Below are 13,062 nucleotides of genomic sequence, written 5' to 3' on the forward strand. Positions count from 1 at the left end.
CACGGTCAGGTTGGCGCGAGCGGAAAAGTCGGCTGGTCACTGGTAGTGGGCATGGGGCTATTGCAACTAGACGCGACACTCGATTTTCCACAGTATTCATGGACCGCTTGGACTCTGGCGATCAATGCGCTTACCGCAGGCTAGGCCACACACATGGGGCTAGATAAGGCTGATTCTATGTGGGTGGTGTGTTGTGGGTGTTTGCTTGAGGTCGTGGCGATGTGATTTCAAACCCCCAGAGCGTTGCATGGATGAGTCCTTGTTTTTTCAAAAGTTCCGCAGCGTCGAACACGTCCTGTGCCGAGAAATGTTTTGACTTCTCTGCGGACCAATTGAAGAAATCGCGGACAAGCTGTTCGCGAGTGGTGGTGCCCTCCCTTGCTATAATGGCGTGCGTCGTTGCAACGGCTTCGATTTGGTCGCCTACTTGATTGCAGAGTGAAATTGCCGCATTAATCGCTGGTGCCCATGCTTGTAATCTTGCTGCTTCTGGTCCTGGTAGTTTTCGCGCCCACCCATCTTGGGCCATCTGCTCCGCGTTCATTCCTGTGAATGATAGATAGTCGCGGATTGCGTTGTACATAGGGTCAATGGCTACGCAATAGGGGCCAAACTTGTACTCAGTGAATCGGAAGAATTCTGTCCGGGAGAATATATTGAAGAAGTAGGCGGCCTTTTGAATTCCGAGCTTTGTTGGTCGTTTGAGGCCGACCCTTAATGTTGCGAGTATGAAATGAGAGAGTGATAGCTTGGGTTCTCGTGCGACGACCGATTCGAACTGCCCGACAGGTTCGTAGATCTCTATCTGGGTGAATCTTAGGTTGGTTAGTTTTGAAGTGATTGTGTCTTTGACTTTGGTCCAGTTGAGTCCGCCGTTGCCGCAGCCCAGTGGAGGGATTGCCACGGATGGGAGTTGTTCGTGGATGATGAGACGATGTAGGGCATCTAAGCCAGCGGAGATATCTTCGATGCGTGAGGCTGAGCGCCAATGGTTCTTGGTTGGGAAATTGATTATTGTCTTTCCGCGTTCATGGAAGTGAGTGACCTCTCCGAGGCGCACTTCCCCTCGACTGCATCGCGCGGCATAGTCTTCAAACATCAGAGGGAAAGACCGCTTGAACTGGTAGGCGATTCCCTTGCCCATAACGCCGACGCAATTGACGGTATTGACCAATGCGACGGCCTTGCTGTCGAAAAGGTTCCCTCGAATGAATCGTATCATGGGCAGCCCTTGGGCAGCATGTTCGGGTTTATGAGCACTAGCCCTTCATGCTTCTTGCCGATTTCCTTCAAAATCCTAGATTTTGTCTTCTCTGTTGCGACGAAAATACACCGTATTTCATCGAAATGAACCGCCGTAGGGCTTAGTGCTTCTGCCATGCATACTTGCTTGCATTCGTTGTCCGAATAGTCCCGGTCTTTACGATCCATTTGATTCCAGTTTATGCTGCTTATTCCTTCTTTCCATTCGAGAATTTCTAGTGGCTCACCGTTAGAAAGTGGGTGCCTTGCAAGAATCTTCCACCCGCTTTGTTGTGCATAAGTTCTGTTTACTGAAAGTAGCGCAAAGGCTTCTTTGGGATTTGCACGGATCACGCCATAGTCGAATGGACTTTTACAGATAAAATGAAAAGGGACCATTTTATCCAGGCTGTAGGTTTTCCTGCCTTCGAGAATGTCCGGCTTGGCGACATCCTTGAATCCGAGGATTTCCCCGCCGAGATCATGACGAGATAGGAGCCCTCGCTCTTGGATGCTCTTCAGGTTCGACACTGCAGTCAGGTGGTAAACGAGTTTTTTGTTGCGGTTGCTCATTCGATTTAATTCCAGCGTCATGGGTAGCGCATCACCTCACCTGCCGAACGGTTGCTCGGTTGCTCGGTTGCTCGGCAGAAATGGCGTGTGTCTATGTGTGTGAAGTGTGTTCGTGTGGGTTTTGGCTTGCCGTGGACATCGTTGTTGAAGTTGAAGGGCATGTTGACGGCGCTGCCTGTGCTGTCAGCTAGAGCCTAGTTTGATAGTGGGAAGACATCTATTGGGTGCATTCTGACCGCATTGCTGCCCCCTGATGTGTTGCTGTTATTGCTACTGCGTCAAACTTAAGTCGAGGGGCGATGGAGAGTTGGGCGCGCTGGCCGTCATTGCATTAGCCGCCACCGGCCACCCTCATGAAGTAGGTATGGATTCCTTCATGAACGCAGCTGTGGTATGGCGGTTAAGAGGTATTTTCTGCCAGTAGTGCTAACTGGATCACGCGACCATCAACTAGCGTGCACGGCAACAACAACCGCTTCCTGCGCTTCACTTCGCCCGACTTGCTCATTCTATAACCTTGGCCAGCGTGGCCTCACCCACGACGAGCCGATGGATCTCTATGCGATGGTCCGCCAGGGCCGCAGCACCGTCATCATCTCCAACCGCTCTATCGAAGAGTGGCCACCCCTCGTAGGAGCCCCGCTGATGGCCAGCGCCGCCAGGGGATCGGCTTTTTCACCGCGCCCACATCCTCATCATTGAAGGCGACAACTGCCGCAACCCGCCTCCGGCGCGGAATCACAGGCCCGCAGTCAGCGAAGCCAAAGTAGCCAGGGGTCGATCCGCTTGGCCGTCCCAGCCTCGTCAGCGCCGCGAACTAGAGTCGCCGCTCCCAGACATTTCTGCAGGGCGATCCGTTTGGCCAATCCTCAGTCGATTCATGGTCCGATCCTGGACGGTCACATCGTCGTCATGAGTGTCCCCCGGCAGCAGCAGGAGTCCCTGGGGTTACTCATTGAATGATGAGACGGTGAGCCCGAGCCCGCCAATTACTTCCTGCTATCCCAGTCAGGGATCCGGATGAAGAGGCAGTTCATCCGCTTGGTGACGCGGCGCTGGAGAACCGAGCGCGTCTACGAGGGCAGCCAAGGAGAAACTGGGACTGGACTATTGCGCAGGCCGCTACTTCCCTGGATGGCATCGCCATATCCCCGTCGCGCTGAGCTGCTACGCTTTTTCATGGCGCAATGCACGCGGCGTTTCCCTCCTCGGCCTGAGGAGCGGCTGACTGCTACTCGTAGTCGCTCTCGACCTGAGCGGCATTTCCACAACAACTTCATCACCGCGCGGCGCGCTACGGCGCGGGTGAGTGTCACCTGGGTGCTTCGTTGCCCCACCGGCCACCGCATCAACAATGACTACGACTCACCTCGCCTGCTCGGCATCCCCCTTCACCCCTCCGACCCCTGACGCAGTAACGTTGGCCGCGCGTTACTGGCCTGGTGCCGTGACCTTGCCCATTTCACGGATTCAGCACCAAGTCCAACAGCCGCAGCGTCATCCCCCCGGTGAAGTCGATGGTGGCCCCGTTGAACCAACCCGCCTCCTCACCGGCGAGCACCGTGACGAAGCGGGCCACGTCCTCCACGGTGCCCATGCGTCCCGCGGGGTTCATCCTCGCGTGGGCGGCCTCCAGGCGCGCCAGGGCCTCGGGTGAGTACACGTGCTTCAGCGCGGGTGTCATCACCGTGCCGAACTTCAGCAGGTTGACGCGGTGACCTCGCGGCCCCAGCTCCATGGCCAGGTAGCGCACGTACATCTCCAGCGCCGCCTTCGACGCGCTGATGAGTCCCGTGTTCCCCAGGTGCGTCTCATCCAGCGGGTTCTGCAGCCCGAGGAGCCGGGCCTCCGGCGCCAGCATGTCTTCCTCCACCAGGGCCTGTGCCCAGAACACGAAGGAATGCGCCATCGTGTCGAACGTTCGGCGGATGCGCCGCGCGTGCAGCCGGTCCTCGCCCTCGGACAGGAAGCGCCCGACCGACGCGCCCGCAATCGAATGCACGAAGAGCTTCACGCTCCGAGGCCCGGCGACCTCCCGCAGCGCCGCCACGCCCGCCTCCGCGGCCTCCGGTGAAGACGCATCCGCCTGCCACAGCACCCCGCGTCCACCGGCGTCCCGCACCCGCTGCTCCAACTTCACGGCACCGTCCGCGTACCGGCCCCGGTGGACCCCGAAGACATTCAGTCCAGGCTTTCGAGCCACCGCCTCCGCGATGGCCGCCCCCGTGCCAGATGAAGCTCCCAGGATGAGCGCCCACTGCCGCGCCTCGAAACCTTCGCTCATGGCACGGCCTTCCGTGTGCTGCCGTTGTCCACGCCGCGAGCCCTGTCGAGCAGCCCCTGCACCGTGCCCGCCACTTCCTGGTGCGCCGCCCGCATCGCGTCCCGGTCGCCCGTGTCGAAGCCCGGCTCCAGGTGACGCGTCAGCGGCTCGCCCACCCACTGCGTCATCTTCACGGGCAAGGGAAGCGACAAGGGCCACAGGCCCGTTGCGCCCACGCCCAGCCACAGCGGCAGCCGCCCGGGCATCCCCACTCGCCGGCCCAGCGCGTACCCGTCGTTGAGGCCGACGTATGCGTCGTCCATGCCGCTGCCACCCACGGGGACAATGGGGAGCCGGTAGCGCGCCGCCAGGCGCAGGTAGCCCATGCGCTCGCCCCAGTCGACGCGGTAGCGGTGGCGGAAGTCACGGCAGCCCTCGCGCGTGCCTCCTGGCTGCAACAACACATGCTCGCCACGCGACACCGCCTCCGCCAGCCGAGGGTCATCCCCCGTGACGAAGCCCAGCCCGTCCGCCACCGCGCGCATGCCCGGAATCGAAGCGAACGCGCCGTGCGCCACGCCGTGCGGCAGGTAGCCCAGGCGTTCGTGGAGCGTCACCGTCAGCATGCACAGGTCCACGGCCAGGGGCCGCCCGTGGTAGCCGACGATGAGCTTCGCGCCGGGACGGAGCAGCGGCTCCAGGTTCACCACCTCGTAGCGGTGATACCGGCGCAGCAACCGAAACGTCGTCAGCCAGGCCTTCAGGGGCCAACCGCCCGCCTGTGTCATCCGCCCACCTGGTACAGCACCGCGCCGTGGGCCACGCCCGCGCCCACGCCCACCAGGAGGATGCGGTGCCCTGGCTTCACCGGACGCGTGCGCAGCAGCCGGTCCAGGCTGGTGCCCAGCGAGGCCGAGCCCACGCTGCCCACCGTGTCCACCACGCGCACGCTCCGCTCCGGTGACACCGCCAGCGCCTGGAGGATGGCCTCCAGCATGCTGCCATTCGGCTGGTGCGTGAGCACCCACTCGACGTCGCGCAGGGCCACGCCGGCCTCGTCCAGCGCCGCGCGCGCCGCTCGCACCAGCGCGTCCAGCGCCACGCGGGTCATCTCCTTGCTGGGCGTCAGGAAGCGCATCCGCTCCAGCTTGCCGGTGGCTATCGGGTTCTCCAGCACCACGTCCGTGGGCAGCGTGCCGTCATTGCCCAGGGCCACGCCCAGCACGCCTTCGCCGGGGCGGCCCGTGCCCAGCACGGCGGCGGCGGCCGCGTCACCCAGCACCAGGTAGGGGCGAGGCTCCTCGGGCGTGGTGGTGCGCGACAGCAGCTCCACCGACACGATGCCCACCGGCCCCAGCCCCGTGGCCACCGAGCGCGCCGCCAGGTCGAAGGCGCTCAGGAAGCCCATGCAGGCGTTGCTCACGTCCATCGCGTCGCAGCTGCCCGACAGGCCCAGCGCGGCCGCCACGCGGTTGGCGGTGGCGGGCGTGGTGACGTCTCCGCCCATGGAGGTGACGCAGAGGATGCGACGCAGGGCCCGGGCCTCCAGCCCCGCCGCCTCCAGCGCGCCGCGCAGCGCCTGCGCCGCCACGTCCGCGGCCTTCATCCCCGGTGGCGCGAAGTGGCGGGTGCGGATGCCCGTCTTTCGTTCCACCTCCGCGGCGTCGCGTCCCACGCGCGCGCACAACGCCGCGGTCGTCACCGCGGGGCCGGGAAGGACACTGGCGGTACCCAGGATGCGAACGGGAATCATGCGGCTTGCTGTCCTCCTGGAGGCGCGTGGGCACGGGTGCTCCGGGCCTTGACCTGGAGCCAGTGCTGCTTCATCTCCTCCAGCCGTTTCGCGAGCGACGCATCCGCCGCCGCCCGTCCAAGGATGTCCCGGGCCTTGGTGAACGCCATGGCGGTCAGCAGCGGCGCCTCCGCGGATTGGATGTCGTAGCGGACGTCCGCGAGCAGGCTCTCCACGTCGCCACTGCGGTGCAATAGCAGCACGCCACTGGCCGCCAGGTCCAGCGCGCGGGCCACCGGATTGAGTCCCGCCAGGAAGCGCCCCAGTCCTGACTTTCGCAGAGGGGACGCATGCCGGACGCCGATGGGGAGGATGTTGCTGGAGAAGATGACGTCCGCGCCCGCGTTCAACAGCACGCTCGCGGGCACCATGCTGGTGAAGGCGCCGTCCACATACCGCGCGGGAGGCACCACCGTGGGGCCCCAGATGCCGGGCGCCGAGCCGCTGGCGCGCACCGCCAGGGCCACCGGCCCCTGCTCCAGCGCCACGCAGTCGCCGCGGGCCAAATCCGTCGTCACGGGCAGGAAGCGGATGGCCAGCTCCTCCAGGCAGAGGCGGCCCAGGTCCTGCGCCACGAAGCGCTCCAGCGAATACGTGCTCACGATGGCGGCCGTGGCGGCCAGGGTGAGCTGCCGGCTCACGGCCCGCTCCTCCAGCCGCCGCAGTCCCTCCAGTCCGTCGTGCCCATCCAGCGCGCTGCCGCAGAAGTACGCGCCCACCAGCGAGCCCATGCTGGCGCCGCTGACGATGTCGATGGGCACACCCTGGCTCACCAGCCAGCGCAGGATGTGGACGTGGTAGAAGCCCCACACGCCGCCGCCGCTGAGCGCCAGGCCCACGCGCCGGTGGGTGAGGGCGCGGGCCCAGCGGGAGAGGGCGTCCCGCTCGGCGGGGCTCAGCGCCGCCGCGTCCAGCGGCCGGTCATCCACGAGCACCCGCGCCATCCTGTCCAGGCTCAACCGCAAGGGACATGGCGGCAGCCACTGGGGATGCGGGGACTGGCCACCCAGCGCTGATGCGCGTGACGCACGGCGGGGGTCCACCACCACGGTGGGCAGCACGCGCGGGTCCGCTGGCTGTCGCGCGTCCAGCGTCGTCACCAGCCGGACTGTCTTGCCTGTCATTCCGACGTCCGCCACGCCGCAGCCGTCGAGCAGGACGTAGTGGAGGCCGTGCTCGGCCGTGAGTCTTTGGAGCACCGATGGGGTCAGCAGGCCGCGACCGCCCGCTTCAGCCGGGGGCAGCGTGGCGCGCAGGACGCCATCCGTCCCCTGCGTGACGAGCGCGTCATGCCCGCCCGGTGCGCTGCGGAGCAGCAGCACACGGTCGCCGAAGTCACGGTGGATGACCTTCGCCACCAGCTCGATGAGCGAGGACAGGGGCGCGCCGCGCACGTCGCTCTCGAAGGCGATGACCTCCGCGGGCGGCCGGGGCCGCTCCTGCACGCCGGGGGGCGCGTGCAGCAGGCTCGCGACAGCGTCCTTCGGAAAGAAGAGGCCCTCGGAGTCCACCGCCGCGCGGAGGGTGAAGGCGTGGCTGCCGCTCGCCAGCGCCTCCAGTCCCAGGGGCGTGCCGGGCTGGAGCGTCATCAGGAGCGCGTCACCGCGCAAGACGTCCAGCTCACCCGCCAGGAGGACGAAGAAGCCCTCGGCGGGCGCCCCTTCCCAGCACAGCACCGCGCCGCGAGCCCAGGACACCTCCTGGCCCTTGCCCAGCAGTTGGAGCAGCGCCGTGTTGCCATGATGCCGGAGCCCGGGCGCGCGCTTCAGCGCATACAGCCGCTGGCGCCGCGGGTCATCGCGTGACGGGAAGTGAGACATGGCACCCCGCAGGATAACGAAGCCCCTCCGGCGGGGCATCCAGGGGGTCCCCAGGCCCCTGGCCAGCACTCAGGGTGTGTGGGGCTCCGGCGGGCGGATGGAGGGCGGCGGGTGCCGGCGGACGCGGGCCCGGGCCGCCTCCAGCACCACGTAGAGCACGGGGATGAAGATGAGGTTCACGAAGGTGGACAGCAGCATCCCGCCGAACACGGTGGTGCCCAGGGACTTGCGCGCGGAGGCCCCCGCCCCCGAGGCCAGCATCAGGGGCACCACGCCCATGAGGAACGCGAAGGACGTCATCAGGATGGGACGCAGGCGTGTCTGGGCGGAGTGGATGGCGGCGTCCACGACGCTCCGGCCTTCGTGGCGGAGCTGCTCGGCGAACTCGACGATGAGGATGGCGTTCTTGCTGGCCAGCCCCACCAGCATGACGAGCCCGACCTGGCAGAACACGTCGTTCTGGAGGCCGCGCAGGTTCTGCAGCCCCAGCGCGCCCAGCATGGCCACGGGGACGCCCAGGAGGATGACCAGGGGCAGGGCGAAGCTCTCGTACTGCGCGGCCAGCACCAGGAAGACGAAGACGACGCCCAGCCCGAAGATGAGCAGCACGCTGCGGCCCGCGTCCTTCTGCTCCTGGGACAGGCCCGTCCATTCGAAGGTGTAGCCCACGGGCAACGTCTTGCGCGCCACCGCCTCCATCGCGTCCAGGGCCTGCCCGGAGCTGGAGCCCGGCGCGGCCTGCCCGTTGAGGGTCGCCGAGCGGTACAGGTTGTAGTGCTGGATGTTCTGCGCGCTGGTGATGGGCGTCACCTTCACCACCGACTCCAGCGGCACCATCTCTCCTTTCGCGGAGCGGACGTAGAGCGCGTCGATGTCGCGCGGCTCGTTGCGGAACGGGACGGCGGCCTGCACATACACGCGGTACACGCGGCTGGCGAAGGTGAAGTCATTCACGTACTGGCTGCCCAGGTAGACTTGCAGCGTGGAGAAGACGCCCTCCAGCGGGACGCCCATCGCCAGGGCCTTCTCCCGGTCTACCTGCACGTCCAAGAGGGGCGTGTTCGCCGTGTAGGAGGAGAAGACGCCGCGCAGGCCCGGGTCCTGGTTGGCCGCGCCCACCAGCGCGTCCGTCGTCTGCGCGAGCTGCGCCAGCGACCAGCCTCCTTGCTGGTCCTCCAGCACGAACTCGAAGCCGCCCACGCTGCCCACGCCACGGATGGCGGGAGGCTCGAAGGGCAACACGCGCGCGCCGCCAATGGCCATCAGCGGACGGCGCAGGCGCTCCACCAGCCCCGCGACGCTCTGGTCCGGCCGCTCGCGCTCGTCCCACGGGCGCAGGTTGACGAAGAGGGTGCCGTAGTTGACGCCCGTGCCCAGCAGCGAGAAGCCGCCCACGGTGAAGATGTCCTCGACCTCCGGCAGCTGGCGCAGCGCGTCCTCCGCCTGGATGAGCACCTGTCGCGTGTAGTCCAGCGACGTGCCCTCTGGCCCCTGCACGGCGATGATGAGGTAGCCCTGGTCCTCGCCGGGGATGAAGCCCGCGGGCGTGAGGCGGTACACCAGGATGGTGCCGGCCAGACAGAGGATGAAGGCGGCCACGACCGGCCAGCGCAGCGGCCCGATGAGCTTCGCGAGCAGGCGGCCGTAGGCGTCCCGGAACGCGTCGAGCCCCCGGTCGAACATGCGGAACACCTTCCACTTCTGGCCTTCGTGGGGCCGCAGCAGGAGGGCGCACAGGGCAGGGGACAGGGTGAGCGCCACCAGCGCGGACAGGCTGATGGAGAACGCCAGGGTGAGGGCGAACTGCCGGTAGATGATGCCGGTGGTGCCGGGGAAGAAGGACACCGGGACGAACACCGCGGACAGCACCAGGGCGATGGCCACCAGCGCGCCGGCCACCTGCTTCATGCCCCGGTGGGTGGCCTCGCGAGGGCCCACGTTGTCCTGCTCCATGGTGCGCTCGACGTTCTCGATGACGATGATGGCGTCATCCACCACCAGGCCCGTGGCCAGCGTGAGGCCGAAGAGCGTCAGCGTGTTGATGGAGAAGCCGAACGCGTTGATGAAGAGGAAGGTGCCCACCAGCGACACGGGCAGCGTGGTGGCCACCACCAGCACGCTGCGCCAGCCGTGCAGGAAGACGAAGATGACCAACACCACCAGGAAGATGGCCTCGCCCAACGTCACCAGCACCTCCTCGATGGAGGCCTGCACCGCCGCCGTGGTGTCGAAGGCGCGCTCGTAGCGCATGCCCGGCGGGAAGTTTCCCTTCAGCCGCTCCAGCTCGGCGACGACGCCGTCGCGCACGTCCAGCGCGTTGGAGCCGGGGAGCTGGAAGATGCCCAGGCCCACGGCCTCACGGCCGTTGAAGCGCAGGAGCTGCCCGTAGTTCTCCGCGCCCAGCTCCGCGCTGCCCACGTCCTTCATCCGCACCAGCGAGCCGTCCGGCCCCTGCTGCACCACGATGTTGTTGAACTCCTCGGCCGACGTGAGTTGCCCCAGCACACGCACCGTGAACTGATACGTCTGTCCCGGCGGCGCGGGCTGCTGGCCCACCTGTCCGGCGCCGATTTGGACGTTCTGCGCGCGCAGGGCGTTCACCACGTCCGTGGCGGTGAGTCCGCGCCGGGCCAGCTCCGTGGGGTCCAGCCACAGCCGCATGGCGAAGCGCCGCTCGCCGAAGATTCGCACGTCGCCCACGCCCGTCACGCGCAGCAGCGCGTCCCGGATGAAGACGTCCGCGTAGTTGCTGAGGAAGCCCGTCTCGTAGCGGTTCTCCTCGTCGAACAGGCCGAAGGCGATGAGCAGCTGCGTCTGGGCCTTGGTGATGGTGACGCCCAGCGCGTTGACGGCGGCCGGGAGCTGCGCGGACGCGGTGGCCACGCGGTTCTGGACGTCCACCGCGGCGATGTCCAGGTCCCGTCCCGGGTCGAAGGTGACGGTGATGGTGCTCACGCCCGTGTTGCTGCTGGTGGAGGCGATGTAGCGCATGCCCTCCACGCCGTTGAGCTGCCGCTCCAGCACGGTGGTGACGGCGCTCTCCACCGTCTCCGCGGAGGCGCCGATGTACGTCGCCGTCACCTGCACCACGGGCAGGGACAAATCCGGGTACTGCTCGACGGGCAGGGTGGGGATGGAGATGGCCCCCACCAGGGTGATGATGATGGAGACCACGCTGGCGAAGACGGGGCGGCGGATGAAGAAGTCGGTGAACATGGCGGCCCCTCACTGCTCCGGCGGGGTGCCGCCGTCGGTCCCGCTGCCGCCCACGCCCCGAGGTGGTTTGCGCGAGGGGGCCTTGGGTCGGATGGGCTGGCCATCGCGGAGCATCTGGATGCCGCTGAGCACCACGGGCGTGCCCGCGTCCAGGCCGCCCGTCACCTCGTAGTCATTGCCGGAGACGAGGCCCAGGCTCACCGGCGCCCGCTGCGCCACGGTGCCCGCGTCCGAGTCCCGCGCCACGAAGACGAAGGACTGGCTGCTGATGCGGGTGACGGCGGCGGTGGGCACGCGCAGGGCCTTGCGCGTGGCATAGACGACCCGGGCGCGCACGAACTGTCCGGCGCGCAGGCCCACGGTGTTCTCGAAGATGCCGCGTATCTCCACGAGCTGCGTGGTGGCGTTGGGCGTGGGCGCCACGAAGAACACCGGCGCGGACACCACGAGCCGGCCCTCCGGGTCCAACACCTCTATCGGCGTGGCGCCCACCCGGACGGTGCCTGCCCGCTCGACGGGAATCTGCACGGACACCTCCAGCGTGTTGCTCTGGTCCAGCGTGGTGAGGGCCGTCTGCTGCGTCACGAAGTCGCCCACGTTCACCGGGTAGTCGCCCACGGTGCCGGCGAAGGGCGCGCTCACTTCGTAGAAGCCGAGCTGGACCTCCTGGGCCTGCACCTGGGCTTCGATGGCGCGCGCGCTGGCCTCGGCTTGCAGTGCCTGCGCCACGGCCTGGTCGTAGTCCTGGCGGCTCTGGAGTCCTTCCTTCAGCAGCTGCTCGCTGCGCTTGCGCGTCTGCCGCGCATACTCCCGCTGGGCATTGGCGGCGGCCTGCTGCGCCTGGGTGGCGCGCAGGCCCGCGCTCTGCCGCCGGGGGTCCACCACGAGCAGCACTTCGCCCTGTTCGACGCGTGCTCCTGGCTCGAGCGGAATCGCCTTCACGTAGCCGGCGACCTGCGGATAGACGGTGATGCTGCTGCGGGAGCTGAGCGCGCCCAGGTACTCGTTGGACTCGCGCACCTCGGCGGGTGCCAGGCGCTCCACCTCCACTTGCATGGGCTGGTTCGTGGCCGCCTGGCCTCCCTGCGGCCCCGGGTCGCCCTGCGAACGGCAGCTCGCGAGGAGCAGTACGGCGAGCCTCGTGCTCCACGTCCTCACCACTCGCATGCCGCCTCCGCGAGAAACGCGGCGACCCGCGCCTGCTCCAGCTCGAACTCGCGCACCACCAGCAGCAGCTCCGCCTGTCGCAGGTCCGCCGCCGTCTGGATGAGCTCCAGGCTGGTGCCCGTCCCCACCTCGAAGCTGCGCCGGGTGAGCCGGTCGTTCTCCTCGGCCAGGGCGCGTCCCCGGCCCGCGATGCGCGCCGCCGCGTCCGCCACCTGCACGGCGCGCCGGGCCTGCAGCACCTCCACCGAGGCCGCGCGCTCCAGCTCCAGCAGGCCCTGCTTCGCCACCTCCACGCCCGCGCGCGTCTGCCGCAGTTGGCCCTCACGCGCGCCGCCGTCCCACAAGGGCAGCACCAGGCTGGCGCCGATGTTCCACACCGGCACCGTCGCGAAGCCCTCTTCCACCGTGAGGGCCAGCGTGGTGCTGGTCAGCGCGAGCGTCGGGGCATAGAGCGCCTTCACCTCCGACACCTGCCGCTCCGCCAGCGTGCGCCGCGAGCGCGCCACCGCGAGGTCCGCGCGCCGGTCGAGCGACTCCAACTGCTGGCAGTCCCGCCGCGCGTGCTGGAGCAGGGCCTCCAACTGGACGCCCCGGGCCAGGCCCACGCCCTGGGGGATGCCCAGCACCAGCCCCAGCGTCTCCCGGGCCCTGCGCAGGGACTCGTCCCCCTGGACGACGAGGTTTCGCGCCGTCTCCGTGTCCTGCTGCACGCGCACCACGTCCAGCCGCGTGCCCGCGCCCAGCTCGAAGCGGCGCTCGGTGAGGGCCAGCCGCTCCAGCGCGGTGCGGAGGTTGAGGCGGTTGACCTCGGCCAGTCGCTCCTGCGCGGAGACGCCCACCAGGGACTGGGCCAGCGCGCGGGTGAGCTGGCGCCGCGTCTCCGCCAGCGACAGGTTGGCGGTGCGCCGGGCCTCGCGCGCGGTGCCCAGCGCGAGGATGGCCGGGAGACTGAACAGGGGCTGGGTGGCGTTGAGCAGTCCCAGGAAGGG

The 13,062-nt window shown here is 67.3% G+C and carries 9 protein-coding genes; all 9 read right to left on the reverse strand.

Going from position 1 to position 13,062, the window contains the following annotated elements; genetic code table 11:
* Window positions 1-175: 175 nt before the first annotated feature.
* A complete protein-coding gene (locus HV824_RS23445; protein WP_176424254.1) occupies window positions 176-1,222 on the reverse strand; it encodes a macro domain-containing protein in 1,047 nt (348 codons plus the stop codon).
* Complete coding sequence (locus tag HV824_RS23450; protein ID WP_217917663.1) at window positions 1,219-1,836, reverse strand: DarT ssDNA thymidine ADP-ribosyltransferase family protein; 618 nt, start codon at window positions 1,834-1,836, stop codon at window positions 1,219-1,221. The genes HV824_RS23445 and HV824_RS23450 overlap by 4 nt, the downstream gene beginning before the upstream one ends.
* Before the next feature lie 1,441 nt (window positions 1,837-3,277).
* Window positions 3,278-4,099, reverse strand: a complete 822-nt coding sequence (locus tag HV824_RS23455) for an SDR family NAD(P)-dependent oxidoreductase (RefSeq protein WP_176424256.1) — start codon at window positions 4,097-4,099, stop codon at window positions 3,278-3,280.
* Window positions 4,096-4,866 carry a lysophospholipid acyltransferase family protein gene (locus HV824_RS23460; protein WP_176424257.1) on the reverse strand — a complete coding sequence of 257 codons (771 nt, stop codon included), beginning with the start codon at window positions 4,864-4,866 and terminating at the stop codon, window positions 4,096-4,098. Before HV824_RS23460 ends, HV824_RS23455 begins: the two co-directional genes overlap by 4 nt.
* Window positions 4,863-5,831, reverse strand: a complete 969-nt coding sequence (locus HV824_RS23465; RefSeq protein WP_176424258.1) for a 3-oxoacyl-ACP synthase III family protein — start codon at window positions 5,829-5,831, stop codon at window positions 4,863-4,865. Before HV824_RS23465 ends, HV824_RS23460 begins: the two co-directional genes overlap by 4 nt.
* Window positions 5,828-7,690: a patatin-like phospholipase family protein gene (locus HV824_RS23470; protein WP_255208279.1), complete on the reverse strand. Its 1,863-nt coding sequence runs from the start codon at window positions 7,688-7,690 to the stop codon at window positions 5,828-5,830. The genes HV824_RS23465 and HV824_RS23470 overlap by 4 nt, the downstream gene beginning before the upstream one ends.
* 69 nt (window positions 7,691-7,759) lie before the next feature.
* On the reverse strand, window positions 7,760-10,906 hold the full coding sequence (locus HV824_RS23475; RefSeq protein ID WP_176424260.1) for an efflux RND transporter permease subunit: 3,147 nt from the start codon (window positions 10,904-10,906) through the stop codon (window positions 7,760-7,762).
* A 9-nt stretch (window positions 10,907-10,915) separates the two neighbouring features.
* The gene (locus HV824_RS23480) at window positions 10,916-12,073 is read right to left on the reverse strand and encodes an efflux RND transporter periplasmic adaptor subunit (protein ID WP_176424261.1); all 1,158 of its coding nucleotides are present in this window, start codon (window positions 12,071-12,073) and stop codon (window positions 10,916-10,918) included.
* Window positions 12,061-13,062, reverse strand: a 1,002-nt coding sequence (locus HV824_RS23485; protein ID WP_176424262.1) for a TolC family protein, incomplete at its 5' end; no start/stop codon positions are given. The genes HV824_RS23480 and HV824_RS23485, both read right to left, overlap by 13 nt.

Source organism: Myxococcus sp. AM009 (assembly GCF_013372605.1).
In the GTDB taxonomy this organism is placed as follows: Bacteria; Myxococcota; Myxococcia; order Myxococcales; family Myxococcaceae; genus Myxococcus; species Myxococcus vastator.

Coding starts and splice junctions, on each gene's coding strand:
- HV824_RS23445 (WP_176424254.1), bottom strand. CDS start 1,222: ATGATACGATTCATTCGAGGGAACCTTTTCGACAGCAAGGCCGTCGCA.
- HV824_RS23450 (WP_217917663.1), bottom strand. CDS start 1,836: ATGACGCTGGAATTAAATCGAATGAGCAACCGCAACAAAAAACTCGTT.
- HV824_RS23455 (WP_176424256.1), bottom strand. CDS start 4,099: ATGAGCGAAGGTTTCGAGGCGCGGCAGTGGGCGCTCATCCTGGGAGCT.
- HV824_RS23460 (WP_176424257.1), bottom strand. CDS start 4,866: ATGACACAGGCGGGCGGTTGGCCCCTGAAGGCCTGGCTGACGACGTTT.
- HV824_RS23465 (WP_176424258.1), bottom strand. CDS start 5,831: ATGATTCCCGTTCGCATCCTGGGTACCGCCAGTGTCCTTCCCGGCCCC.
- HV824_RS23470 (WP_255208279.1), bottom strand. CDS start 7,690: ATGTCTCACTTCCCGTCACGCGATGACCCGCGGCGCCAGCGGCTGTAT.
- HV824_RS23475 (WP_176424260.1), bottom strand. CDS start 10,906: ATGTTCACCGACTTCTTCATCCGCCGCCCCGTCTTCGCCAGCGTGGTC.
- HV824_RS23480 (WP_176424261.1), bottom strand. CDS start 12,073: ATGCGAGTGGTGAGGACGTGGAGCACGAGGCTCGCCGTACTGCTCCTC.